The 25,785-nt window shown below is 35.7% G+C and carries 19 protein-coding genes; 12 read left to right on the top strand and 7 right to left on the bottom strand.

The annotated features are described in order from the left end of the window. Positions 1–35 precede the first annotated feature (35 nt). Positions 36–2,213: a S9 family peptidase gene (locus E6C50_RS02845; protein WP_136401681.1), complete on the bottom strand. Its 2,178-nt coding sequence runs from the start codon at positions 2,211–2,213 to the stop codon at positions 36–38. A 178-nt stretch (positions 2,214–2,391) separates the two neighbouring features. Continuing rightward, complete coding sequence (locus tag E6C50_RS02840) at positions 2,392–3,597, bottom strand: aminotransferase class I/II-fold pyridoxal phosphate-dependent enzyme (RefSeq protein ID WP_136401680.1); 1,206 nt, start codon at positions 3,595–3,597, stop codon at positions 2,392–2,394. 191 nt (positions 3,598–3,788) lie between these two features. Between E6C50_RS02840 and E6C50_RS02835 the strand changes: the two genes are divergently transcribed. The 9 genes from E6C50_RS02835 (at position 3,789) to E6C50_RS17920 (ending at position 9,808) form a co-directional block, all read left to right on the top strand. Continuing rightward, positions 3,789–4,247, top strand: a complete 459-nt coding sequence (locus E6C50_RS02835) for an Lrp/AsnC family transcriptional regulator (RefSeq protein ID WP_136401679.1) — start codon at positions 3,789–3,791, stop codon at positions 4,245–4,247. An 82-nt stretch (positions 4,248–4,329) separates the two neighbouring features. Then, complete coding sequence (locus E6C50_RS02830) at positions 4,330–4,530, top strand: hypothetical protein (RefSeq protein WP_136401678.1); 201 nt, start codon at positions 4,330–4,332, stop codon at positions 4,528–4,530. 32 nt (positions 4,531–4,562) lie between these two features. Then, complete coding sequence (locus E6C50_RS02825) at positions 4,563–4,763, top strand: hypothetical protein (RefSeq protein ID WP_136401677.1); 201 nt, start codon at positions 4,563–4,565, stop codon at positions 4,761–4,763. Between the two features lie 20 nt (positions 4,764–4,783). After that, positions 4,784–4,990 carry a hypothetical protein gene (locus E6C50_RS02820; RefSeq protein ID WP_136401676.1) on the top strand — a complete coding sequence of 69 codons (207 nt, stop codon included), beginning with the start codon at positions 4,784–4,786 and terminating at the stop codon, positions 4,988–4,990. Between the two features lie 30 nt (positions 4,991–5,020). Next, a complete protein-coding gene (locus tag E6C50_RS02815) occupies positions 5,021–5,224 on the top strand; it encodes a hypothetical protein (RefSeq protein ID WP_136401675.1) in 204 nt (67 codons plus the stop codon). Between the two features lie 145 nt (positions 5,225–5,369). Further along, positions 5,370–6,350 (top strand): S1 family peptidase, encoded by a 981-nt coding sequence (locus E6C50_RS02810; RefSeq protein WP_136401674.1) that lies wholly within the window; start codon positions 5,370–5,372, stop codon positions 6,348–6,350. After that, positions 6,344–8,926 carry a hypothetical protein gene (locus E6C50_RS02805; protein WP_136401673.1) on the top strand — a complete coding sequence of 861 codons (2,583 nt, stop codon included), beginning with the start codon at positions 6,344–6,346 and terminating at the stop codon, positions 8,924–8,926. The genes E6C50_RS02810 and E6C50_RS02805 overlap by 7 nt, the downstream gene beginning before the upstream one ends. Positions 8,927–9,091: 165 nt before the next feature. After that, positions 9,092–9,628 carry a pseudouridine synthase gene (locus tag E6C50_RS02800; protein WP_230978944.1) on the top strand — a complete coding sequence of 179 codons (537 nt, stop codon included), beginning with the start codon at positions 9,092–9,094 and terminating at the stop codon, positions 9,626–9,628. Between the two features lie 15 nt (positions 9,629–9,643). After that, positions 9,644–9,808, top strand: coding sequence for a hypothetical protein (locus E6C50_RS17920; RefSeq protein WP_230978943.1), 165 nt, complete (start codon positions 9,644–9,646; stop codon positions 9,806–9,808). Positions 9,809–10,249: 441 nt separating this feature from the next. Here E6C50_RS17920 and E6C50_RS02795 read toward each other — a convergent pair whose 3' ends face one another. Next, positions 10,250–11,917, bottom strand: a complete 1,668-nt coding sequence (locus E6C50_RS02795) for a hypothetical protein (RefSeq protein ID WP_136401672.1) — start codon at positions 11,915–11,917, stop codon at positions 10,250–10,252. A gap of 120 nt (positions 11,918–12,037) precedes the next feature. Between E6C50_RS02795 and E6C50_RS02790 the strand changes: the two genes are divergently transcribed. Further along, positions 12,038–12,514 (top strand): hypothetical protein, encoded by a 477-nt coding sequence (locus E6C50_RS02790; protein ID WP_136401671.1) that lies wholly within the window; start codon positions 12,038–12,040, stop codon positions 12,512–12,514. An 876-nt stretch (positions 12,515–13,390) separates the two neighbouring features. Here E6C50_RS02790 and E6C50_RS02785 read toward each other — a convergent pair. From E6C50_RS02785 to E6C50_RS02770, 4 genes are read right to left on the bottom strand one after another with little or no spacing between them, the layout of a single operon-like run. Next, positions 13,391–13,861, bottom strand: coding sequence for a DMP19 family protein (locus tag E6C50_RS02785; RefSeq protein WP_136401670.1), 471 nt, complete (start codon positions 13,859–13,861; stop codon positions 13,391–13,393). A gap of 6 nt (positions 13,862–13,867) precedes the next feature. Beyond that, complete coding sequence (locus E6C50_RS02780) at positions 13,868–17,470, bottom strand: DUF6443 domain-containing protein (RefSeq protein WP_168732729.1); 3,603 nt, start codon at positions 17,468–17,470, stop codon at positions 13,868–13,870. Positions 17,471–17,480: 10 nt separating this feature from the next. Further along, positions 17,481–20,840 carry a hypothetical protein gene (locus tag E6C50_RS02775; protein WP_136401668.1) on the bottom strand — a complete coding sequence of 1,120 codons (3,360 nt, stop codon included), beginning with the start codon at positions 20,838–20,840 and terminating at the stop codon, positions 17,481–17,483. Between the two features lie 8 nt (positions 20,841–20,848). After that, positions 20,849–22,441, bottom strand: a complete 1,593-nt coding sequence (locus tag E6C50_RS02770; protein WP_230978942.1) for a T9SS type A sorting domain-containing protein — start codon at positions 22,439–22,441, stop codon at positions 20,849–20,851. A gap of 1,113 nt (positions 22,442–23,554) precedes the next feature. On the opposite strand from E6C50_RS02770, the gene E6C50_RS02765 reads away from it, so the two are divergent. Next, complete coding sequence (locus E6C50_RS02765) at positions 23,555–24,655, top strand: hypothetical protein (protein WP_136401667.1); 1,101 nt, start codon at positions 23,555–23,557, stop codon at positions 24,653–24,655. Between the two features lie 159 nt (positions 24,656–24,814). Continuing rightward, entirely contained in the window at positions 24,815–25,681 is an 867-nt protein-coding gene (locus E6C50_RS02760; RefSeq protein WP_136401666.1) for a hypothetical protein, read from the top strand. The last annotated feature ends 104 nt before the right edge of the window (positions 25,682–25,785 follow it).

The raw sequence follows: 25,785 nt of genomic DNA, 5'->3' as shown, positions 1-25,785 counted from the left end.
GACAGGTTTCCAAAACCTGTCAGGTGTAGCAACTATTAGTTATTCTTTAAATGCAAATCGAAATAACGGGCGATTTTTTCATTTAAGTGAATACGGTCTTTACCGGAGACATTGTGTTCGTGCGTCGGATAAAGGAAATAATCCACTTGTTTTCCGGCTTTAATACACGCTTCGATAAATTCCATACTTTGTTGTTGTACGACTACCGGATCCTGCGCTCCGTGAATCACCAATAAATCTCCTTTTAATTGGTTTACTTTATTGATCACGCTCGATTTTTCGTAACCGTCAGGGTTTTCCTGTGGCGTATCCATATAACGCTCACCGTACATTACTTCATAATATTTCCAGTCGGTTACCGGTCCACCAGCTACACCTACTTTAAACGTTTCGCTTTGATTTAATAGTAATGAAGTGGTCATAAATCCTCCGAAACTCCATCCGTAAACTCCGATTTTATCCGGATTTACAAATGATTTTGATTTTAAGAATTCAACACCTTTCATCTGATCTGCCATTTCATTCTGACCTAATTTTCTATGGTTTACATGACAGAAATCTTTTCCTCTGGAATCACTTCCACGGTTATCCAATGTAAATACCACATAACCCTGTTGTGCCATATAATTGTCGAAAAGATTGGCACCACCCAACCAACGGTTGTTTACCAACTGCGCGTGTGATCCACCGTAAACATATATCATTACCGGATATTTTTTAGTAGCGTCAAAATTAGCAGGGTAAATCAGACGTCCGTTTAAAGGCGTTTTTCCATCTGCAGAAGTGATTGTTACCAATTCCATTTTCGGCATGTTGATTTTACCGGCATATGGGTTTTCAGCACTGATCAATGAAGTCGCTTTTTTAGATTTAACGTTTACAATAGCTGCTTCGTTTGGCGTGGTTGTATTGCTATACTGATCGAAATAATACGCTCCGTTTGAACTTAAACTTGCGGCGTGTGTTCCGCTAACGGTTGTTAACGTAGTTGTTTTTCCCGATTTAAGATCTACTTCATATAACTGACGGTCTAATCCGTTGTTTGCTGTTCCGATATAGCTGATTTTCGTTCCTTTGGCGTCAAAATCCAGCAGGTCTTTTACCACTACATCTTTATAGCCTAATTTTTTGATTAGTTTTCCATCCGTATTATAAAGGTACAATTGGTTATAACCTTCATTTTCGGTCTGATATAAAAACTGATTTGGATTGTTCGGTAAGAACGTCAAATCGTGTTGTGGCTCTACATAAGTGCTGGCTTTTTCTTCGAATAAGGTTTTTACCAACGCACCGGAAACCACATCATACTGGTTTAACTTCAAATGATTTTGCTCACGGTTTAATAAACCTACATAGATAAATTTCTCATTTGGATCCCAGGTTACACAGGTCAGGTACTGTTCTTTAGGTTCACCTGTTTTAAGTGTTACTTTAGTATTGGTGTTCGCGTCAAAAATTACTAAAGTAACTTCTTCGCTCTTCATTCCGGCCATAGGATATTTGATATCTTTTACCTCGGCAACGCGGGTTCCGAAATCAACCAACGGATAATTGGTTACCATTGTTTCATCTTTGCGGTAGTACGCCAATTTATCACCGGATTTGTTCCACCACATTCCCTGGTGAATTCCAAACTCCTGACGGTGTGTATAGTCACTGCCGTTTACGATTCCGCTGTCGGTATCGTTGGTTACTTCAATGGTTTTTCCATTTGCATCGGTAATACGGATGTTGTTTTTGTTTAACCAGGCTACACGATTTTTAGCATCAGTTGCCAATTGATTACTGGCATCAGACGGAATCGATAAGGCTTTGGAAATACTCTTTTGTGTCGCGTCAAATTCGACGATATAATTTGCTTTTTTACCGGCTACTTCAAAAGCCATGATATTGGTGCTTTTCCACTCATAGGCAAACGGGAACATTCTTAGATTGAACTCGTCCTGTGGGAATTTGGCGCGTAAAGCGTTCTGAACATCATCTTTGGTCAATAAAGTGGTTTCTTTCCACTGGTTGTTTTCGTTGCGGGTTACCAGATTCTGGTAGGTGTTGTCCAGATACGTAATCGCACTTACGTCTTTTCGCCATTGTGTGGCCAACATCGATTTCGGTGCATACGTACGCATGCCTGTAGTTGCTTCTTCGATCGTCAGGTTACGTTGCGCATACGTCATCGAACCGGCTAAAAGAAACAGAAAAGTGAACTTTTTCATTTAGTACTAGAATTTTAAAAGGCTAAATTTATTTAATCTTATAGGATTATCGTGTTAACATCGACACAAAAAACACTACTGTTAGCATTAGTTGCAGGATTGTCCATTTTGTTACAAACAAAAAATCCGCCTAAGACATAAAATCTTAAACGGACTTAAACTAAAAAAAACTAAAAACTTAATTTAAAATCGAAAGTTCCTTCATACAATCTTTCATCATCTGATAGGTTCTCTCAATATCGTTATCCAATCCGATGGAGAAACGGATTAATCCGTCTGTTAAGCCCATTTCGGCTTGTTCTTCCAATGGAATTTCGGAAGATGTTGATGTTCCCGGTGCACTGAATAAGGTTTTGTAAAACCCTAAACTTACGGCCAGGTATCCTAAATTACGGTTTTGCATCAATTCCATAAGCGCATTGGCTTTATCCAACGAACCTACGTCAATCGTTAACATACCCCCAAATCCGTATTCAGGATTGATCATATTTTTATAAAGTTCATGGCTCGGGTGACTTGCTAATCCCGGATATACGGTTTTAATTCCGTCTTTTTCAAATTTTTCAGCCAGATACATAGCGTTATGACTGTGTTGTTTCATACGGATATGTAACGTTCTCAGATTTTTTAAAACACTGGCCGAACGCAAACTGTCCATTGTCGGGCCTAAAAGCATGCTGGCTCCGTCGTTTACATTTTTTAAGGCGTTGATAAAGTCATGTGTTCCGCAAACCACACCGCCAACTGTATCGCTACTTCCGTTGATGTATTTTGTTAAACTGTGAATCACCACATCAGCTCCTAATTTCGCAGGCGCTACCGATAACGGCGAAAAAGTATTGTCAACAACCAAAGTAAGGTTGTGTTTCTTAGCCAGTTTGGCAAGGCTTTCAATATCGGCTACTTCCAATAAAGGGTTACTCACAGTTTCGCAGTACAACACTTTTGTATTAGGTTGGATAGCGGCTTCTACCACGTCCAGTTTCGTAATGTCTACAAATGTTGTTTTAATACCTAAACGAGGTCCGAAATTTTTAAGGAAAGCATACGTTCCACCATAAATGGTACGGCTGGATACGATGTGTTCTCCGTTTTGACATAGTTGCAAAAGGGTTGGGGTGATCGCGCCCATTCCGGATGCCGCTACGTTGGCCGTTTCGGTTCCTTCCATCGCAGCCAACGCTTCACCTAAATATAAGTTACTAGGGGAAGAGTGACGGGAATAAAGGTAGCAACCTTCGGCATTTCCTTCGAAAGTATCGAACATGGTTTTGGCCGACAGGAAGGTATAGGTAGACGAATCGGAGATAGATGGGTTAACGCCTCCAAATTCGCCAAAATACTGTAAGTCCTGTATTTTATCAGCAGGGTTGAAATTTTTCATGCTTCTATAGTTAGTTGTGTTATACTATGTAATATAAAAGTCAAAATAAAGTTATTGGTGAAAAAAAGTCAATGATAGTTTTTAAACTTAGATAATAAAACTATTAAAATGTATATTTGTAGTTTAATTTTTTGTTTTAAAGTGATTTATACTATTTTGACCAAATTTTTTTAATTCTACTAACGATCCGTATGAAATTCGATAACATTGATAAAAAATTGCTGCAATTGTTGCAAAATGATTGTAAGCTGACCAATAAAGAACTTTCGCTAAAACTGAACCTATCGGTTACGGCCGTTTACGAACGCATTAAGAAAATCGAAAAAGAAGGCATTATTTCGCGCTATGTAGCACTTTTAAATCGAAATAAGATCGAAAAAGGATTTGTCGTGTTTTGTCATTTAAAGCTAACGCAACATACCCGCGAGTTTATCAGTCAGTTTGAAAAAGAAGTGGTACAGCTAAACGAAGTCCTGGAGTGCTTTCATGTGAGTGGCGATTACGATTATATCCTTAAAATATGTGTAAAGGATATGGAGGAATACCGGGAGTTTATGGTTACAAAACTGACTACGTTGCAACATATTGGTAGTACTCATAGTACTTTTATGATTGGTCAGGTTAAGAATACTACATCTTTTGTGATTTAAAACCTGTTTTTTATATTTATTTGTGTTGCATATTGCGAATAAATTCTTATTTTGGCAAATAATTAATCAAACCAAATAACTTATGAAAACAAACCTTTTAAACATCTCGGGTGTACAAGTGTTATCGAAAGAGAACCAAAGACAAATTTTTGGACAAGTATTCGTTGAAGAACCAATCGATTTATCGAAATGTGGTTGTTCTTGTAGCGGTGCCGTAACCGGACCAGCTTATTGTGATCGCTATTTTGGTTGTCCTCAGGTATACACTTGTGGTGAAGTATAAGATAATTTAAATACTATCAAATCGATTTAAGTATGAAAACAAATCTTTTAAATATTTCAGGTGTACAGGTTTTATCTAAAGAAAACCAAAGACAAATTTTCGGACAAGTATTTGTGGAAGAAACTGGTGACATTTCCAAATGCGGATGTTCTTGCAGCGGTGCCGTAACCGGACCGGCTTATTGCCAACGCTTAATTGCTTGTCCTCAGGTGTACACTTGTCCTCAGGTATAATATAACCAAATCAATTTAATATGAAAACCAATCTTTTAAATATTACAGGTGTTCAGGTTTTATCGAAAGAAAACCAAAGACAAATCTTAGGACAGGTATTGGTGGAAGAACCGCATGATCTGTCCAAATGTGGATGTTCTTGTAGTGGTTCGGTAACGGGACCAGCCTATTGTAGCCTTTATATAGGTTGCTTACAGGTGTACAATTGTGGTGAAACGAAAGTATAATTAGAATCCTAACTATTTAACCTCAAAACTATGAAAACTAATCTTTTAAACATTGCCGGTGTACAGGTGTTAACCAAAGAACACCAAAAAGCCATTACCGGAGAGCAACTTGAAATTATTAACCCGGATCTGTCCCTATGCGGATGTTCGTGCAGTGGTTCTGTAACCGGACCGGTGTATTGCCGCAAATATATTGCTTGCCCGCAAGTGTATACTTGTCTGGAAGTAATGTAACCAATACCAACAACAAAAAATAGAGGAACCCTGAATTTTCAGGGTTTTTTTATATCTAGGCTTACGAATATCGCTACAAAATCAATGGCTATTTAAAAGGATAGCACAACATTTTTATTTTAAAAAACCAAAAACTTAAAATAATATGAAAAAAAATAAATGGACGCCCTATCGACATCCAAACGATGAGGAACAACAGATTTTTCAGGAATTGCTAGGCAATGAAATCAAAGTGGAGGCATTATTAGTTTCTAACAATGAACATCAGGTTTATACGGAGTATATCTTTTTGTACAATCATCCTAATGATGATAATAACAACCTGGTTTCGTTTTATGCTAAAGTAGATCTGAAAAAAGAGTTGATCAAAATTTCTACAGCGCAACTAACAGAGAAGATGATTCTTCGAAATACAAAAGAAGTTGCTGCTGGTTTTCCACTGCTAGAAAATGTTACCAAAAGTATCGGCTTAAAATACAGTGGTCAAATATTTCTAGACCATGACATTTTAACTGTTCCAAACTATCGTACTTCTTCTCAGGCCACGTATTTTTTTGATTGTGACGGGAATGGCTTCAATAGTAATGGAACCATTAATGAAGACAGCCCAAAAGGTTCCTTCTGTTGTATTTTAAGCAAAAAGAATGAGTACTATATACTTACTGCAGCGCACAATCTGAAAAAAGTAAAAGGAGCGAAAGAATATCGACTCATTAGGGATAAAAAAAATGTTGTTCCACTACAGTTTGTGGAATACTATATAGACTCAAAAAATGATGCTGCAATATTAAAAATAGGGGAAAAAGTACCGGAAGATCTTTGGAATAATAGAATTTCGTTTCATTCTGCTGAGATCCCTGAAAATAAAATTCCGGTAGTAGTGGTTGGCCACGAGGAAAAAGTGATTGAAAGTGCAGTTGTAGATTCATCAGAAGATACAACACCGTATCACTTTGGACTCAGTAATGGAGGAGAGTATGGTATGTCGGGTGGACCGGTTTTTAATAAAACGAATAACTCTAAACTTTATGGTATGTATCTGGGAACGGGGAATACCGCTTGTGTAAAATATTTAAAAATTGAGAATAAAAACAGTAAAATTTCTAAAGACTATACATTATGCTAAACAGATTTATTTTTACAGTTATTGCATTACTTCTAAACGTGTATTGTTTCGCAATTGAAAATATTTATATCGATAGTTTTCCACATAAGGAGATTATAAAGGTACGAAATGGTGACATTATCAATTTGAAAGCCGATCTGGTTAATCAATACCAATACATTAAACTTGTTTGCGGTAAAAAAAGCCTTGTATTGAATAAAAAACAGCTTAAAAAAGGGAAAAAACCAGAATACTACGCCTTGGTCGTATTTGCAGATGAAAATTATATTAGCAACTATGAATATGAAAATAAGGAGGTTGATTTTCGTAAAATTGGGATTACGACTACATCCACCACTAAAATAATAAATAATAAGGGTCAAGTTATAGCTACCATAAAGTTTTTGGACGGGAAGGAAACGATAGTAGATCCTAAACCGGATACTCTGAAACAAGTGATGCCGTCATCAAAGCAAACAGTCATTGCAGAGTTTATTGAAGGACAGAATATACTTGCTGATGCGAAAACGTTGTTATATGGTAAAAACGAGGAGAAAAAAGAGACAATTTTAAAAATGTACGGTGCCAAGAATACTGATCCTTTTTTATCACAGATAAATACTGATACCGAACATTCCAGTAGTGGTAAATTGGGAGAAAAAATACTAAAGGCCGATGTAACGAATTTGGCAACAGGTATGGCGCGTTTTTTAGCGGAAAGAGCCAAAGAAGAATTAAACGAAAGTTTTTTTGTGGAGATGTCCAAACAGATGGAAAAAATCCCGGAATTACAGTTTTATTTCCCGGAATCGTATCTGGTTTTACAACATTATAGGGATAGTAAGAGTCTGTATCTGGATTTGGAACTTTTAAAGGCAAGGTTTGAGAGTGACATACAAAAATTACCCCGTAATATCTATTTAACGACGCAGGATGTCGCGGCATTGCAATCGATGCCGTATCTGCAATCGATAAACAATTATCTGCAAAATGATGCTGTGGGGCAATGGATTAATTATGGATTGCAATCTGTTTTTGTGAATGATGGTCATTTGAATCCTAAGGATTTATTCTATGATTTTGTTCACAATGATAACGCGCTAAAGAAATTTGAAAATAAATTAGATTCTTTATCGCCTGGAAGAAATCTTTTAAACGGAATTAAATTGGCAGAGCTTATTTCCAATAGCTTGCTATCGAGTGATTCAAATCGTTATTGGGTTACAAAAGAAGAACTGAATGGACTTTTGACGGATGAAAAATTATTCCAAACCTATATTGGCTTAGTATTGGCCAAAAGTGACCTCAAAGAGTATAAAATTGTTTTTAATAATAAAACATTTAAAAAACTGGTAGAAGAAAAATTTTTAGACTCTAACAAGCAAATTAAAAACCTGTCAAATCTAAAAAACCTGATCCGTAATCTACATACGGCTTATTTCCAGGTAGATCAGGCGGTAAAGCAATGGGAGGGAAGTTCTACGGATCAAGTGATCAAGAGTTCGTACAATATCTTCAATGTTTTTAAAGAGAACATCACTATTATTTCGTCTCATATCGGTATGCAAAAAATATTGGGGTATGATATCGCTTTTGATACAGCTATATTGTATAAATATATCACACCAGCGGTAGATATCGCTTATAATATTCAAATCAAAAAGTATAATCTGGCGATAAAGGATTTCGTATTACTCTTAAGTAATTCTAAGAATAGCATCAGTATCGAACAGCTTTCTTTATTAGATGTAGCGGCTCGGAATGCTGTTTTGGAAGGGTATATTAGAAACGCCTATGAGTCGAAATATCTCGAAAAATCAGCGCTTTTTAAAAAATTAAAAGATAGTAACGTAATTGTGGTTACAGAAGTCAATGGTAAAAAAGAAATAACAATACATCAGGAAAATATCAATTTTGACCAGTTAAAAAACGATAAAGATTTTCAGGATTTTATAGCAAACGAAAGCAAAGGATTGAATGTGTTTTTAACGAGGTTTGAACGTTATGGTACGCTGATCGCTAATGTCGCCAATGCTGAGAATTCGGATGAAGTTAAAGCGGCTATTGAAGCGTCTGTTTTACCTGTTGGTAGTAGTCGGGCGAAACGCTATTCGAATTGGTCGCTTACGGTAAACTCGTTTGTAGGGGCATTTGGTGGTCAGGCATTTTATAAAGAAGTAAACGGTGGCAGTACTGAAAATAAATCCATTGCAACATTTGGTGTTACGGCTCCGATAGGAATCAGTATCAACAAAGGGTTTATTAATGGTAAGGATTCACCGTCGGCTTTAGGGTTTATGTTACAGGTTATTGATCTCGGTGCTTTGGTTAATTTCTATATTAAGGAAGGGGATGGCGCTGCTTTACCCGAAGGTAGTAAAATACAATTGGGAGATATCATCGCCCCCGGAGGTGTATTTACCTATAGTATTGGCGATACTCCATTTACGTTATTAGCAGGAGTGCAGTATGTACCCAATCTGAATAGAATGGAGACGATACCGACTAATGATAATTTTAAACCCGTCTCGTGGCGCTACAATTTTGGAATTGCAATCGACATCCCTTTGTTTAATTTAAAAGTATGGCCGAAATAATTAGCGTTTAAGCGATAATTGCAAACTCTTACAATAACAAACCCGACAAGCGATTTAATGACTTGTCGGGTTGTTTTTTATTTAAAAAAGGACTAATAAATACTTTTGCTCCGACTAAGTCAATATCAAAAAATCACTTACTTTTAGGCGTTTTTACAGATGCATATGTTAGAGATTATTTATCAGGACGATTATTTAGTTGCCATCAATAAACCACACGGTCTTTTAGTACATCAATCTCCTATTGCAAGAGATGCTTCAGAATTTGCTATTCAGTTGTTGCGGGATCAAATTGATAAAAAAGTATATCCGGTTCACCGAATTGATCGTAAAACTTCAGGGATATTACTTTTTGCATTGGATAAAGAAGTGAATAAAAATCTTACGGAACAGTTAACGCTAAAAACTGTTGAAAAAAAGTATTGGGCCATTGTAAGAGGTTATACTCCCGATGAGCAGCTTATAGATTATGCTTTATACAAGGATAACGGGACTTTACAGGAAGCACAAACAATGATTAAAACTTTAGCAAAAGTAGAAATCAATATTCCTTCGGGTAAACACAATACATCCCGATATTCGTTTGTGGAGGCTTCACCGCTAACAGGTAGAATGCATCAGATTCGAAAGCATATGGCTCATATTTTACATCCAATTATTGGTGACCGTCCTCATGGATGTAACAAGCAAAATAAAATATAGCTTGAAAAATTTAAGATGAATACCATGTTACTTCATCCTCAAAAGTTGGTTTTTACACATCCTGTAAGCAATGAAACAGTGGTGCTTACCGCCCGCCCGCAAGAAGAGTTTATGCGAGCAGCAGAAATTATAGGCTTTTATATTGATGACAAAAATGGCATTAGTATTGGGAGTAAATAGTTTTGAAACGTGCCTCATGAATATACCAATAAAAAGGCAGTATAAATTTAGTTTTGATTACACGTACTTGACCCTGGGTTTTAACCGAACGGACAAAGTAAATCTGAGTGATCGGGAGAAAATATATCATGCACCAACAACAAAAACTAGTGAAATCCTGAATTTTCAGTTTTTTTTTAGGCCTTGTTTTTACGAATACCGCTTCGAAATCCGTTGCTCCTTAAAGGAACGTTAAAAGCGTTTTTATTTTAAAAATTTACGGATTAATACTTTAAGCTGGAAATCAACATGTTGTGTCGATTGTAGAAGTAATTAGGTAACGATTTAGTAACGGTTCTTATTACACTGTGTTTCAATATGTTTCCACATAACTCATTACAAATATAGGCATTATCTTATATGTTAAATGGTTCTTTAGTTTTTTTTAATATGATAACTTTCTTATGAAAAATCTAGACTTGAAAGTTCATCTGAAAAACTTTTTGAAAATATATCAAAATTATCAACTAAGGTTTCGTTCTTTAATTTTTTTTGAATATAAATATCGAAAGGTATTGAATACATTAAATAGTTGTATATATTTTTATTGGAATGAAAAAGTTTTTTTTGCCTGTCAATTTCTTTAAAGTAAGCTTTAATTAAGTTTGTAAAATTGTCCTTATTACGACTGAAATAACCAAAATATTCTATTAAAGTATTTACATTTAGAATTAATACAGGTTTAACAGTTTGGTATTGCCCTTTAAACTCGGCAAAATCAGCAAAACATTTTTCGTTAACAAAAGCATTTGTTCCAAAAATATTATAATTTGTGTCTGAAGTCAGTAAAATAGGATATATATTCAATTTCTTTGTGCTCTTAATTTTAAGAATATTTGAGACCTCATTATGATTTTGGTTGTCACAAATCTGATGTAACTGATGTAAGATTTGATAAACGCCTTTATTCTTCCCTTTAATTTCTTTTTTGCTAAGAAAATTATCCTCTATTTTTTGTTTAAAAGATTCAAAATTAACTTCTTCTAATGTTTTAGCATTTATTTCCGTCATTTTAGCTTCAATGACAAGTAAATTAGTTGAAGTTGTTTTAACGAGAAAATCTTGATATTTATTGTCACTGTATATTATTTGTTTTCTATGAGCAAATGTTTTATAAATCAATTTTTTACAAAGGAAATCTTCGAAATATTTTATTCCAATATATGACTTGTAACTATTAAAATCTTTTAATTTGGTATTAGAATCTTTTAAAGTTTTTTCAAAAATCCTATAAAAAAATCCTTGATCAATTGTAAATTGAAAAAAATTATAATCAAGAACAATAAGTTCATTTTTACTACTCTCGAACAAAGGCCTAGGGATTATTTCAAAGTTCAATGTTAGGCTCTTTTTTCGCTTAATATATTCTTTATTCAAAGTCCAATCTTTTAGAAAGGCAGCTGGAATAATAGCCTTTTCTAAAACAAATTTGAAATTATTTTTATATAAGTCGATTAAAAATTTGCTGATATTCCAAGGAGAACCAATTCCATAATCTTTACAAAAACTTATAGTTACATCCCGTAGTTGAGAGTCTTTACTTAAGAAATTGCAAATAAATGCAAACTTGACAAGATATGTAACTGGTATTATTGTACGTATATAATATTGTTGCAAAACGCTCAAAGCGAAAACATCATGAAAACTGGTTAAATTGCTTGTGGCTGCTAATTTATTGTTATATTTTTGATTGAAAATAAGAATCGTAATGAAAAAGTCGATTGAAAATTCTTCATAGGCTAAATGATCTTCCTCATTTTCACTATAGTTATTTAATACTTCTTTTATAAGTTCAGATAAATGGGGTGACGCAAAAAAGTTTCCTTTATTTAGCTTGTAATCAAGGTTAGGTATTAGCCTTTTTACTATTAATATTTGACCAAAAAGAACCTCTTCAAAAATTTTTATATTATAATTTCTATTTTTTTCAGAAAATATTATAGCATTGATATGAGCAATTTTTATTAAGATATTTTTTGTTGAATATTTTCGCAATAATCCAAAGGCATCATTTGGTAATGTCAAATTAAATGTATCGGAATAACCATATACAGCTTCTAAGTTTTCCATTTTATATTGTTTTAAATATGAAAAAGCAATCAAAAATAGAGTAAAAGTTCAAATAAATTGTTTTCCATATTTAAGTTGTTTATATAAAAAGTTGTATATTAAAATATAAAAGAGATAAACATGAGTAGCTATAAAAAGTATAAGATTCTAAAAATTTTGGCAGATTTAAAACGTGAGAATTCTCTGCGCCCTATAAGATATGATGAACTAGAATTTTCTTTATCAGCAGAAGAGATAAATGATCGACTTAAATATCCCATGCGAGATATTTCTGTAATCTGCGATGATTTTTACACATTAGGTTTTATACAATTAACCTCTTATGATGGTCAACCCGACATTGTAAGATATTATATTACTGAAAATGGAGAACAAGCACATTTTGACAGGTTATATCTAAATAAATTATGGTATAAGGACAACCGTTTTTTGATTCCACTGACTGTTTCTATCATCGCTATTATATTTCCAGTAGCAGTTTCAATATTTGACACCTCAAAATTGGAAAGAATAGAAAAATTAGAAAAAGAATTGGATTCATTACGTGTAGAGCTAAAGTTAAATAGTGTAAAAAATCGAAATGAGTCTGTAAAATAAGATTACAGACTCTTGTTTTAATAATTTGTTAAATCTAATTTTTCGGATAATTTATACTCCAAATCATTAATCTTAATTTATGACACCAATTCTTAATTATGGTAAGAATCATTGTCAACTATTAAATAATCTTAATTCTATATTAGCAACGAGTTCCGAGTTAAGGGCTTGAAAAATCGGTTTGTTTAACAACCGGACATCTTGCCGTTTGCAGGAACGAGGCAAACTGCTTTATTTTCTTTCTGTTTTATGGTTCAATTCCCGAAACACATTCTCCATTTACAATATAATAGGGGTAATGATCTTCTGACCAATTTAAACCATCAATAGAAAGTTTTCATCCATGATAACCACTTCATCACTTTCTCCATTTTTCAGCTTTGAGCCGAATGGTGCAAAAAAAACATATCATCAATAAATAATTTAGCTCTTTAAAAAATGTCCCCTTTAAGACCGATTAAAAGATCATCCATTATTATTTACTGTATCGTTAATGAAAATAATTACTCCTGAAATGTAATAGGAATAGCTTCGTTCTTGCCATTTAATCCCGTCATCACTTGCTTTGATCATTAAAGTATTCTGATTAGTTTAGGAAATGATAACATCCACACTGATTGCTCCAATAAAAATTTCAGCGCTTTTAATCTGTTCTGCAATCTTATTTTCGAATGTGGCGATAGCTTTCAGAGCATCAAAATCAGGATCATCAGTGTTTTAACTATTCCTACAGTTTCAAGAATACTTTGATTTATTAATACTGAAGCATAAGAAAAAAATCTCCCGATTCCTCTAAAAAAATCTTAGCTTGATATCTCATCAAGGCTAATAAGTCTTCAAAAGTTTTTTCTTTTATGGTAGGCTCTTATCCAGTATTTATTTTTTAGGACTCAAATAAATCCCTAACAACCGCTCAATATCTTCATTTTCAGAATTATAATAAATAACATCCAACTCATCTAGTGGCTCAAACAGATCATCTCCATCAAAAAGTTTCGGAATTTGGTTATTCAATAATTTACGTCTAAATACTTCATCCGAATAATGGTTATAATTTACAATCCCTATCGCTTTTTCTAATAAAGTAGCTTTTTTAATAGCACCTATTGTTCTAAGAGAATTAATGGTTATTTGCGCAAACTGTCCATATCCATTTACAAAATACTGATGAAAACCTCCATTAAAAATCTGATTATGAAAAACAACAGTTGAATAACAGATCTTTAAATCATCAGAAAGCCCAATAATATACTCATACCATTTAGTACTTTGGGTATTAAACCATTCTTCTTTGATGCCTTTAACTGCCTCGGCATATCTTTCTTCTATTAATGTTGCATAAGTCATATTTTATTATTTTATAAAAGCGTGTGGATACATTGTTTTATTCATTTGAATTAATTCTTTTAAAGAGGTATAAGGAATACTTGGATATACGCGTCTTAATTCGAAAATATCCCTTGCTAAAACTTGGCGCGCATTTGAAAAACCGGACATGTTTCTCGATAGAACTCCAACTCCTTGCGTATGTCCTAACTTCGGTACCAAAATTGATGGAGCAGTACTTGGATTATAACCTGGAACAAATTTACTCATTAGAGCTTTTTGACCTGCATGGTGAGCATCCAAACCAACTTCAACACCTCTTAATTTATTGTATGAACCAACTTCAAAAACTCTACTGCCCGTCTTAACTACACCTGTGGCTCCCGATTTTGTTATTTGTGCAACACCTTTTAATGCAGGAACAATACTGACTGCAGTAACTGAAGCTTCAAGCGTGGACATTTTATTCCCAAATCGATCCTTCCCTGTAAAAGTGTAAGATAGAACGTCCCAAAGCCCAGCAATTGGATTAAATTGATTGATTCCGTCAGCAATACGTGCACTAATATCTAAAGCACTACCACTTCCATCTCCACCGTACTTTCTGGTTGATGTTTCAGGTTTGTTTACCGAAATTACGATCTCATTCAGATCCCCATCATTTCGTGTCCAATTACCATTATTAAAGGAATAATTCCCTCCTCCGGTTGAAAGATAAGTATCCCCGTTTTTTGCATTATTTTTATCTGGGCATTCAGGACACAGTCCACTCGGATCACTTAAAGCTACTGGATTTGAAAATGAAAAACTGTACGGGCTACTATCAGGGAAAGATTCAGATAAAAGATCCTGTGAATTAAACCTGCCTAAAGTGTTATCATATTGACGAAAATCCATCGCCGTAATACTAAGTCCAAACTCATTCTGCAACTCCTTTCCATTGTATTTATACATATAGAAATTTGTTGGAGTTCGTGTCCCTTCCTCAATCAGTTCAGCACTGTAATATGAGGGACCACTCTCGCTAGGAATAAAGACATAGGACTGATTATTATAAGATTTATGCCGTTCTCCAAACGGATAAAAATGATTTTCAGTGATTGCCTGTACTATTCCTACCTTATCATCCCATGTCCAGCTACTGCGAATGTTACCAAGGTGATCTACATAATTGAATACATAATTTAAGAACTTACCTTCGGTAACGTTTACATATCCTTCTGCATGTGGGAAAAACTTTAAGGTCTGATCCACATAATAGAAACCTTTCTGGTAATCAGTAACAATGTTACTTTCTGAAGTGATTACCCTTTTCTGTAACTTGACACCTTCAGCATTGTAAAGATATGTAATTTTATTTCCGTCATTAAAAAGAATTTCCGTTGGCAGGTTTAAATGATTATAGATAATGTTACTGATTCCCTTATTCAGGTTTTTAGTCATGTTACCCCATACATCATAGGTGTAATCATCATAGGTATTTCCGTACCCGTTATCTTTAAACCCTTCTGGATTGTTGGTTGCATCATCTACACGAAGTAGTTTATTCCCGTTATAGGTATAGGTTAAATCGTCTATTTCAATAGGAAACAATGGATTATCAAGATTTCCATTTCGTTTTAAGCTTGTAATGTTTCCGTTTTTATCATACTTTGCTTCTTCGTTATAAGAGTTCGAAATTGGAACAGTACTAAGCGGCTTTTGATAGTATGCTTTTCGTAGTCTGTTTAAAGCGTCGTACCGGTAACCATATTTTCTGATTTGGTTATCAGAAAACGATAGCCAGAATGTTTCTGCAATGTTCCCATTGTACAACGGCTTAACCTCACCATTAACACTAGATCCCGAATAAATGATACGAGCCGTTTCAACTTCCGTTACCTGATTGTAATTGATTTTAAATCCGAACAGATCGCCGTTTCCTAATTGAAATTCAGCACTACCTATTGGAGCATCATTATTGATATCGGTCATCCACCCACGGATGTTATAACGGTAGTCTACTTTTTGTAGTCCAACCGCACCCGTTATATCACTACCACCAACATTCTTGGAAACAAGTTGCCCTAATTCGTCATACGTATTTTTTGTAAGTAACTGTTCTGCTTCATCATTAATCTTATGCTTGTGCAACAACAACCGGTCTTCTTCGGTATAAATATAGGAGTCTACTACGTTCAATTCCGATGCACTATTACTTAAAAGTTTATGAAACGTCTGGCTATACAACATCTTTCCGCTAAAATCCAGTTTACTATCCACTCGGGTGTAGCCACTCAAATGATTGGCGGTACAAACACTTATCGGACGGTATTTCGGATCGTATAGCGTATAGCTTTGCTCGTTTAAAGTTTCCTCCGCTGTAGTTAACACGCGTACCCAGCTTCCGGTTACCTGCCCGGTTACCGATGTGGCTACCGTTTGGTCCTCTATTAACGATGGTGGTGTAATAGCATTTATGTATCTATAATCATCATAATAATTCACGGTAAGCAGTTTCATCCCGCTGGTTGGTAGAACACGATTGGTATAACTAATTGCTATATTATCTACGGTTTCTGTTACACCCACTTTGGTACGTTCTTCCGATACAATTGTTGCCGCAGCATTGTATTGCCCCTGTAAGGTCGCTCGTGTAGAGTTCGTTTGTAACCAACCCGTATACAGCGTTCTATCTAATGCATCGTATTTGGTGATCAGGTATCCGGTTTGCGGACTGCCAAAAGGCGATAAGGCAGGCCCGGTGGCCACCACACGGTCGATTTTATCATATACAATAAATTCCCATTGCTTGCCTGGTAATTTCTTTTCGACCATACGGTTGCGGGAATCGTATTTATACTGATAACATAAATCGTCCAGCTGAGCCGTCGGGTTGGTAACCAATGGCGGAAGGACATATGTTTGGTTTCCATAGATATCATAGACATAATAAGTATCATGAGCACCATCATTATAGCTGCGTTTTAAGACTACAAGGCCATTTTTATCAGTAAACTCCTCAGTTGTATTGTTGGTTCCCGATGTCCAGTTCTCATCCTTGATTACCGTTTTATATAAGCTGTTCGCACTATAATATCCTTTATCCTGTAATTGGATCGCATAGACTCCATTCGTGTTATCCCAATTGGTTAACGCAAAATAGTTTTTTACTTCATTCGCACCATTGGTCTGATAGTCCATTTTTATGGTATGATCGGTATTCGCATTCGGGTTTACCTGCCAGTCTACCCCAGGGGCGCCTTGTTTTAAGATACGCGCCAAAGGGGATAATTCTACTATTTTTTCGCTAAAGGGATACTGTCCGCTGTATTGCGAATAACTTAAAGTTGCCGACTGCGCTCCAGCCTGATAACTCATATCGTTGCTCGTAGCCGGGTACGGCAAGTATTCTTTTAGCTGTCGCCCCTTATCGTATTCGATATGGGTGATCAAATCTTTTCCGTTTCCGGATTGTTTGTTTATATTTTGTTGAACCGGGCGTCCCAAACCATCATAATAAGTCACGGTCGAAACTGGTCGGCCGCTATTCGCATCCCGATAGGTTGTTTTTTTGGTCCAGTTCTGTGAGTTCGTTTGCGCCACCATCCAAATTGGTGCGCACAATAGAGCGATAAGTAATTTTTTCATACTACTGGTTTTAGTTGGTTCGATAATTGGTATCATACTCCTCGATGATATTTCCGTCATGGTCTTTAATACGCTTTAGACGTAACAGACTATCGTATTCGTAATAGGTATTACGACAATTCGTATCGACAGTTCGCGCTAATAACTTTGTAACCGCATCGTAATAGAAAAAGGTTACAATACTCCCCGGATAGCTCTGACTTAATCCACATGGGCTTCCCGGTGTCAGTTCCGGTAATGGAATCGGATTGGCTGTATCATCGGAATCCACTGGTATATAATTTTCTATTTTAAGCATCAGCTGGTTTCGGCCATTATACTGATAGTAGGTACGGGAGCCGTCTTTTTGTCGTACCTGCGCCATGTTTCCAAATCCATCGTATTTTTCAATCAGGATACGGTCTTCCAAAGCACCAGTTCCTTTTGAAAAACGAACAATCTCCGGTAGAATCCGGTTCGGATTGTTATTCCAGCTTTTAAATAGTGTCACCTTGGTTCCTACTGCTGTTGGAAGTCCGTCGCTAGGTCCTTTGAAGGTTTTCACCATCATCGGTTCCGAGATCATATTAAGCTCCAATAACTTGGCCATCGCTGCATTTTGAATAGGTGTTGCATTGGTTATCAAATGCGGTTGATCGGCATAAACATAGTTAACATAACTTACCAAGCCATCTTCACTGGTACTGCTGATAATCGAAGTCGGCAATCCGATCAAACTCCCATAGTGATAATCTTCTGTTGTAGTAATAGCCGTACTTAATGTCGGTCCAACAAAATCCACTGTTTTTTTCTGAATTAACTGTTTTTTACGGGCAATCAAAGTATACTTCGCTAAATCAAAACTACTTGCACTACTTGCCGGAAACAAACAATTGTAATAACAATAACCGCCAATTATACCTGATATATTGGCTATATCCTCATATTGGTATTTATAGGTTTGCTGTCTTACCATATTCAGGCTATTTCCACGTTTGATCAAATCAGTCTCTTCCATAAGGGTTCCGTGATAGATATCTTCAGCATTTCCAAAATAAATATTGCGTTCTTGTTGGAATACGCTACCATCAGCTACATGTAAATCTTCATTTATAGCCAGCGGTACATTATAAAAACGTTTGTATTTTCCACCTAATTCAAAATTGTCACCTCCAAAGCTCACAATTACTTCTTCGTATTTTCCTTCAAGCTGATTTAGCGGTATTTGAGATTGGGATGATAATGTCCGAAAGCCAAGTCCCCATTGCTGATCGTGTAACAATGATCCCTCACTTCCACCACTACAACAGCGTACTAATGCCCAATCGGTCGTATAGGCATAGTTCTTTTTAAAGACAGCAAGTTCTAAAGGGTTTTTGTTCAGATTTGCCAAACTGCTATAATAATATCGTTTGATATAAGCATTTTCGGTTTCGGCGTTATAATCAGTAACCCGTTTTACCCGAAGTGGGCCATCATCGACCAATCGCACTCCTTTTACATAGGCAAAATAAACTTCGGCATCAAACTGGGTAGTAGAAAATTGATAATTGTTGGATAACTGTAGCGAATACTTATGGTCTTTTCTAATATCGAATGTAAACTCAATAGAAAAATTATAGCTTCCGCTTCCTATTTCCTGGTTACCATCCGGCATTCGAAAGGTAAAATTCTGTACCGTGTTATCGGTGATATCGGTAATTTTCAGGACAATTACATCGGTATGGCCCATCTGACTATTAGAAATAATATTAGCAATTCCTTTAATAGTTTGATCCATATAAACCCCTAAAAAGCCAAATGTTCCGTCCGGATTCTGATACGAATCACCCATCATAGATGCGGTTGTCGAGGTTTTATTAACCGGATTTCTTCCCGGATTATTACGCCAAATGTTCATTTGAACTCCACCTCCATAATCCAGTTCTTTTGATTTCACCATCTCATATTCAAATTCCGAATAACCTTTGGTTGGAAAAATGATCTTCTTTAAAGCACCTTTAACAGCATATGTCAGATCGGAACTGCGGTCAGCAAAATTGGAATAGTAATTATGAAAGTAATGATCAAAGTTTTTTGGCAGTGCGATCGTGTTACCCCATTTGCCATTGTAGTAGCCTAATACATCTTTAGCCTGGCTATCCCGATTAGGGAGTTCATTTGGTTCGAAGTATTCTAATTCGTATTGTTCATATTTACGTCCACTACCATAATTTTTGTTTTTGTTGAACTCTACTTTGGTGAGGAAAAATCGTTCTGAGGTGCTTTGTGTTTGAGGAAAATAGTAATTCAGATCAATGGTGTTGAGAATTGTATTATCCTCCTTAATAACAATACTGTTTAGTACTTTTCTATAATGGGTAGCTGAACCGGGAGTACTATTAAAAGTAATCTCAGTCGCTCCTTGATTTCCCTTAATCTTTGATAATGTTTTACCACTGGCAATGATGTTATACGACGTGTTAATGTCGTGACTCATTTCTGAATAAGCCGGTTGTATACAATCCCGATGTTCAGTCGGTAGTCCCGCTATTTTAACGGTTACACTTTCATTGGTTTCCAGCCGAATATTACGGTTTACGCTATCACTCAGGTATTCCAGTGTAATGGTCCCGCTTATCGGATGTTGAATTTTTGTCAGATAATACCCTGTTGGTACATAGGGGTTATCGATACGATTTCCTAAAAAGGAGGTTTCGGTGGCGTTATCACCACCAAAATAGTATTTAACCCCTTCAGGAGTCGTGATACAAAATTCATTGGACTGTCGTAAGCGTGTTCTGAGATTCGAATCTGTTCCTACTATTTCTATTTTAAGGTTGCTATCTGCTTTTACCAATCGTGGTTTAAATTGCTTATCCAAGAAGAAACTACCCGAATAACCCGGGAAGTTAAAGTAAAAAATATCGGGCTTGATATCTACTAATTTGCGTCGCTTGGCAAGTGTCAGATTAATCCAGCCCGCATATGCAGAACCGTTTAAAAAACCTGCCGGTACGATGGTATCGGCCGTCATCCTTCCATCGGGATTATCGGCTTCGTCTCCTTTATCATGAACGGTACGGGTAATAACTCCCCCGGCATTTAACACCCAGTTTATTCCGGTCCAGGTAGCTGTCTGGCTTACTTTAACACCGGCCGCATTATAATCTAAATTAATCGGCAAAGAAAGGTTTCCGGATTTTAAAGTATAAAGAGGGATTGCAGCATTAACCATCCCGGTATATTCGCTAATTGGAATGTCGCCAAATTTGGTGATCGCCTGCGCATCGACAGACGGATTGGTAATTTGGGGAACTACCAAGGCTGTGGGGCTTTCCGGAAATGCTTCCTGGGCCATAGTTATCCCATAAAGCCCTAAAAGCAGTAAGGTGAATAGTATTTTTTTCATGTGATTTCTTATTTAGGTTGGATACCCTTGATGACTTTTACCGAGTTATGCTGTACGTTGGTACGGATTTCTACGATATAGATGCCTTCCGGATACAGACTTAAGTCCACCGGTACGGTGCGACTGTCGATCGAAAACTGTTGCAGTTGACGTCCCGAAAGATCATATATAGCGGCTGTTCCCGTTTGGAAATCGTAACCCACAATAATGTTGGTAAATTGTTGCGCCGGGTTTGGCAGGGCTTCGATGGCCGGTTTGTCCAGTTCTTTTTTATAACGGTCTTTGAGTTTTACCACCCAGAAGTCGCTGCCGCCATGTCCGCCACTTTTATTACGGGACGGTTTTCCTTTGGATGTTCCAGCTAAAAGGTAACCGCCATCGCGGGTTTCGATCAAGCGACCTAAGATGTCTTCGCCATCACTCCCTACGGTTTTGCTCCATACTTCTTCACCTTTATCGTTGATTTTTACCGCGATATAATCGTTGATGTCTTTTTTATCTTTTTTGCCTTCACCGACTTCGGTATGCGCATGACCGCCAATCAAAAACGTATGGTCGTCATTCTCAATAATGGAAGTTAACAAGTCGGTTTTACCATAATTATAGGTTTCCTGCCAGATCGTTTGTCCGTCGGTGTCTAATCGCACTACCCAGAAATCGGTTCCTTTACCGTTGGCCTTACTTTTATCGTTCGAAGGGTTCGAATTGGAACTTCCGCCCAATAAATAGCCGCCGGTTTTACATTGAATCAACGCAGTCAGGTTATCGTCGCCATTGCCGCCTAACGTACGTTGCCATTCGATAGCTCCTTGTTTGTCGGTTTTAAGGATCCAGTAATCACCCGCGCCCATATTGTCGTTGAGTTTGTTACCCGAAGCTGGAGAATTCGAATAGCCGCCAATAATATAACCGCCATCCGGGGTTTGCTCAACCGTTTTAAGCTGATCAAGGTATTTTCCGCCGTAGGTCTTTTGCCATTCGATGGTACCCTCGGAGTTCAATTTGACCACCCAGTAATCCAGGTTTCCAAAATTTTCTTCCGTTTTGTCACCGGATTTACCCGATGCGGACGAACCGCCTACAATATAACCGCCGTCTTTGGTAGGTCGGATACAAGTCAGTTGCTCTTGACCGTTTCCGCCAATCGTACGTTGCCACTGTTCGGCTCCTTTAGCGTCGAGTTTTACGATCCAGAAGTCATCGTGACCTTTGGAGTCGTCTTTTTTACCTGCGCTTTTTGGGGAATCCGAAACACCGGCCAGAATAAAGCCGCCATCGGCTGTTAGTTGTACACTTTGTAGAAAATCCATACCGGATCCGCCATAGCTTTTTTGCCATTCGGGCGAGCCGTGTTCATCCATCTTCCAAAGCCAGTAATCGAAATTACCGCTGGAAGCCATTTCTTTGTTTCCGTTTTTGTCGGATAAGGAACTGCCTGCTAAGAGGAACCCATAGTCGGGTGTGGGCAGTGCATCTGCTAGGAATTCGGCATGTTTGCCGCCATAAGATTTTTCCCATCGTATATCCTGAGAAAATCCAGTAAATGTGCATACCAATAGCAGGGACAGGCAATAAAACCTGAACATAAATAAGTAAGACATAATGTATTCTTTTTAAGAGTTTATAAGTGTCAAACATATACAAAACGCCTCATACAAAGCAAATAATAGCTATAAAATGGGGATTTTTCCCCTTTTTCCAACAAATACTTTATGTATAAATACTTAATAATTTCAGTCATTTAATGGTAATTACTAATGCCTGATAAATAAATAAAAATGGTTCTTAATAATTTACGACTTCGGAGCCAAATACTACGATAGTAGCAAGGAGTTTTATGCAGCGGAAAGTATTTCAAGATGCTCAAAACACACCTTGCTGTTACTTCGTGGTAACCAATAATTGATAAAAGAAATATCAAATATTTGGATGAGATCAGGGCATAAAATCTAGCTGTTAAGCCTGAGATTTTCTTTGTAAGAAGGTAGCAGTTTGCCCAGTTGCTGCAAACGGCAAGATGAACAGTTGTTAAACAACCGGAATTTTATCCCTATACTCGGATCTTGTGGGATTAGCTTACCGTTAAATATTAAAGTAGCTGAGCGGTGGTACTTGTGTACCACTGTTTGTACGGCTATATGTAGCTATGTTTGTACGTTGAAGTGTAGAATCAAACATTAATCTAATTGGTTAATAGGAATATTGTATGAATCCTCTTTCTCTGCGACTATCTTCTGAATAATGAAGAAAAAACAAATTTGCCCCCTAAGATTTTTAATCTCAAGACTTATTATTTTGTAAACGTGATTAAAGATTACTATTTCTTAATCTAAATTAGAAAACCCGGTTGAACGCAAACGAGTATAATCTAAATTCAATCTCTTAAGTTTATTCAAGTACAATAAAAGTGGCATCAAGTGTTCGATTGTAATATCTTTCAGATAAAAGATTTTTTTATCATACATAATTTGTGCAATTCTTCTCTAGTAAATAAAGCGATTCTCTTATTTCTAATTCAAATTCAATACTTTAAAACTCCTTGTCTATAAATTGAGTGAAAATACGTATTGTTTTGTTGTCTATAAATTACGTTCTTTCGAGTTTAACAGTATTACAATTATTAAATAGTTTTTTTACGAAATAAATAAGTGGAAAGTTTCGTGAAAAACACTGTTAGGGGCAATTTTTACGAACAACATCAACAAATTCAAAATATGACAAAACTATTACTTCCAATTATTTTCTTGTCTTTCTCATTAACTAATTTGTTTGGGCAGAATAAAGAAAGTAAAGACCCTATTATTGATGACAAAGGACAAATCAGTAGATTCTACTATTTTGAAATCCCATCTGCCATTAATGGTTCTAATTTAGACCCTTCTGCAATAAGCAATGTAACAGCTAATTTTACCGACAGTAAAATATCACTAAAACTTGGTTTTCCATCTCTATTTAAAGACGTACCTTCAACAAGAAATTTGAAAAACTCTGGATTTGTTCAAGCGAACTTTAAAGCATCAAATGGTATAACAACACTTTATAAAAGTGGTAATCCTCCATTAGAATATGGTTTGACTGCAGGTTTTTCGCGAGTAATAAGACACACATATTGGACATACACTGACACTGCTACTTATGGAAAAAATGCTCATTCGTCAGAAGGTATGACTTGGATAAATATTATTGGAAACTTAGAACAAGTCAATTACAACATTTTTACTCCATCGGGACAATATGGTAATTTGATTACGAAACTTAATGGACAACTTGGTGGTTTATACATTAGTTTAAATAGATACTTTCACTCGGATATTTCAGAGCATAAATGGAAAAGATGCATAGCCTCTATTGGAGTGGGGTATGCCAAAACAAACAACTATTCATCTTTGAAAAAACGAACATTAGAGGATGGTAAGTTAATTCACAATAAAGATTCAACAGCCTATCAAACAGTTGTTGAAACAACATCTGGTGCTATTGGAAATTTAATTACCGTAGAGGGTTTGACATCATTTGGAGAACTTTTTATACCTTTAATAAAAAGTAAAAAATATGGCAGTTTATATTTGGGTAGTAGATTAACATATTATGGTATAGGTAATGATAATTACATTATAAATGGTAATACAGGCTTTTATGTTAATCTAAAAGACAAGAAACTTGACAAAGACAATCTAGATAAGCCAGCCAAAGATATTATAAGTTTTTCAGTGACAGGACAATTTAACCAGTTGAACAAATCAAAAGAGACAGACTATTTCAATAACAATTTTAGTGTTGTTTTGCAGCTTGCTGTACCTATCAGATTTAACTAAAACTGCCACTACATCATATTGGCAATAGAGGAGTTGACAGTTATAAATTCAACATTACTTAATTCTATAAGGCATTTGTACAAATGTTGATCTGACGTTTTTCACATTCCCTGACATCGCCAATACGTAAACTGCTAGCTGTAATTAAAATAAACTAACTTGAGAAATTTTAGATTTAATAAGATATATGTCATCGAATCTTTAGATAAAGATGAACAAAAAACGGGAAAAGATTTATATGATGACATTCTTAGATGGAGACAAATGTCGAGTGATAATAAGTTTACTTGTGAATATAAACCCATTAATAATAAAGTAGAGTACGAAACACTTATCGCTCACATTGAAAAGGAATGTGAAAAAGGTATATTTCCAATTTTACATTTTGAAATTCATGGATTGAGTAATAAGTCAGGTTTAGTATTGAATAACAATGAGACAATAACTTATTCAAAGTTAACCGAAGATTTATCTAAAATTAATATAAAAATAGGAAACAATTTATTTCTCACTCTTGCTGTGTGTCATGGAGCTTACTTATTAGGCGCAGTTAAAATAAATAAACCTGCTCCGTTTTTAGGCTTTATTGGATCTTTCGAAACTATAAATAATGATGATATACTATATAGATATACAGGGTTTTACAATGAGTTCCTTACCTCTTTCGACCTATCTACTTCATTGAAAATCTTTTTTGAAGCAAACCACATTGATAATAATAAATTCTCTTTTATAGATACAGAGGAAACATTTATGACGGTATATAAAAATTACATTAAAGAAAATACATCGAAAAAAGGAATAAAAAAACGTATCGAAGATGCTATTCTTGAAAATAATCTAACTTTTAAGTCGAGACAGGAAAAAAGAAAGTTTGGCAGAGATTTTGAAAAGGAACTGAATAAAACTAAACAAAAATATTATTCTAAACATAAAGACATATTTTTTATGATAAAGGATTTTCCTGAAAATAAAGAAAGATTTAAATTGGCGAGAAACTATTCAGAAATAATTAATTACAACTAACAGCAGTTTTATGTTATTGATATTTCAGTTGTAAAAGTTCGTTCAGACTTTATAACTTCGTTTTGTTCCGGTGGAGAGTACTTAGCCCCAATTTCCGCAACTGT

The sequence above is a fragment of the Flavobacterium supellecticarium genome, assembly GCF_004801375.1.
Lineage (GTDB): Bacteria > Bacteroidota > Bacteroidia > Flavobacteriales > Flavobacteriaceae > Flavobacterium > Flavobacterium supellecticarium.
The sequence above is the reverse complement of the archived record's forward strand: the minus strand, read 5'-3'. Positions and strand labels throughout refer to the sequence as shown.

What these genes read in the sequence shown, in the direction of transcription:
- E6C50_RS02845 (WP_136401681.1), bottom strand. Translation starts at nt 2,213, where the DNA reads ATGAAAAAGTTCACTTTTCTGTTTCTTTTAGCCGGTTCGATGACGTAT.
- E6C50_RS02840 (WP_136401680.1), bottom strand. Translation starts at nt 3,597, where the DNA reads ATGAAAAATTTCAACCCTGCTGATAAAATACAGGACTTACAGTATTTT.
- E6C50_RS02835 (WP_136401679.1), top strand. Translation starts at nt 3,789, where the DNA reads ATGAAATTCGATAACATTGATAAAAAATTGCTGCAATTGTTGCAAAAT.
- E6C50_RS02830 (WP_136401678.1), top strand. Translation starts at nt 4,330, where the DNA reads ATGAAAACAAACCTTTTAAACATCTCGGGTGTACAAGTGTTATCGAAA.
- E6C50_RS02825 (WP_136401677.1), top strand. Translation starts at nt 4,563, where the DNA reads ATGAAAACAAATCTTTTAAATATTTCAGGTGTACAGGTTTTATCTAAA.
- E6C50_RS02820 (WP_136401676.1), top strand. Translation starts at nt 4,784, where the DNA reads ATGAAAACCAATCTTTTAAATATTACAGGTGTTCAGGTTTTATCGAAA.
- E6C50_RS02815 (WP_136401675.1), top strand. Translation starts at nt 5,021, where the DNA reads ATGAAAACTAATCTTTTAAACATTGCCGGTGTACAGGTGTTAACCAAA.
- E6C50_RS02810 (WP_136401674.1), top strand. Translation starts at nt 5,370, where the DNA reads ATGAAAAAAAATAAATGGACGCCCTATCGACATCCAAACGATGAGGAA.
- E6C50_RS02805 (WP_136401673.1), top strand. Translation starts at nt 6,344, where the DNA reads ATGCTAAACAGATTTATTTTTACAGTTATTGCATTACTTCTAAACGTG.
- E6C50_RS02800 (WP_230978944.1), top strand. Translation starts at nt 9,092, where the DNA reads ATGTTAGAGATTATTTATCAGGACGATTATTTAGTTGCCATCAATAAA.
- E6C50_RS17920 (WP_230978943.1), top strand. Translation starts at nt 9,644, where the DNA reads ATGAATACCATGTTACTTCATCCTCAAAAGTTGGTTTTTACACATCCT.
- E6C50_RS02795 (WP_136401672.1), bottom strand. Translation starts at nt 11,917, where the DNA reads ATGGAAAACTTAGAAGCTGTATATGGTTATTCCGATACATTTAATTTG.
- E6C50_RS02790 (WP_136401671.1), top strand. Translation starts at nt 12,038, where the DNA reads ATGAGTAGCTATAAAAAGTATAAGATTCTAAAAATTTTGGCAGATTTA.
- E6C50_RS02785 (WP_136401670.1), bottom strand. Translation starts at nt 13,861, where the DNA reads ATGACTTATGCAACATTAATAGAAGAAAGATATGCCGAGGCAGTTAAA.
- E6C50_RS02780 (WP_168732729.1), bottom strand. Translation starts at nt 17,470, where the DNA reads ATGAAAAAATTACTTATCGCTCTATTGTGCGCACCAATTTGGATGGTG.
- E6C50_RS02775 (WP_136401668.1), bottom strand. Translation starts at nt 20,840, where the DNA reads ATGAAAAAAATACTATTCACCTTACTGCTTTTAGGGCTTTATGGGATA.
- E6C50_RS02770 (WP_230978942.1), bottom strand. Translation starts at nt 22,441, where the DNA reads ATGTCTTACTTATTTATGTTCAGGTTTTATTGCCTGTCCCTGCTATTG.
- E6C50_RS02765 (WP_136401667.1), top strand. Translation starts at nt 23,555, where the DNA reads ATGACAAAACTATTACTTCCAATTATTTTCTTGTCTTTCTCATTAACT.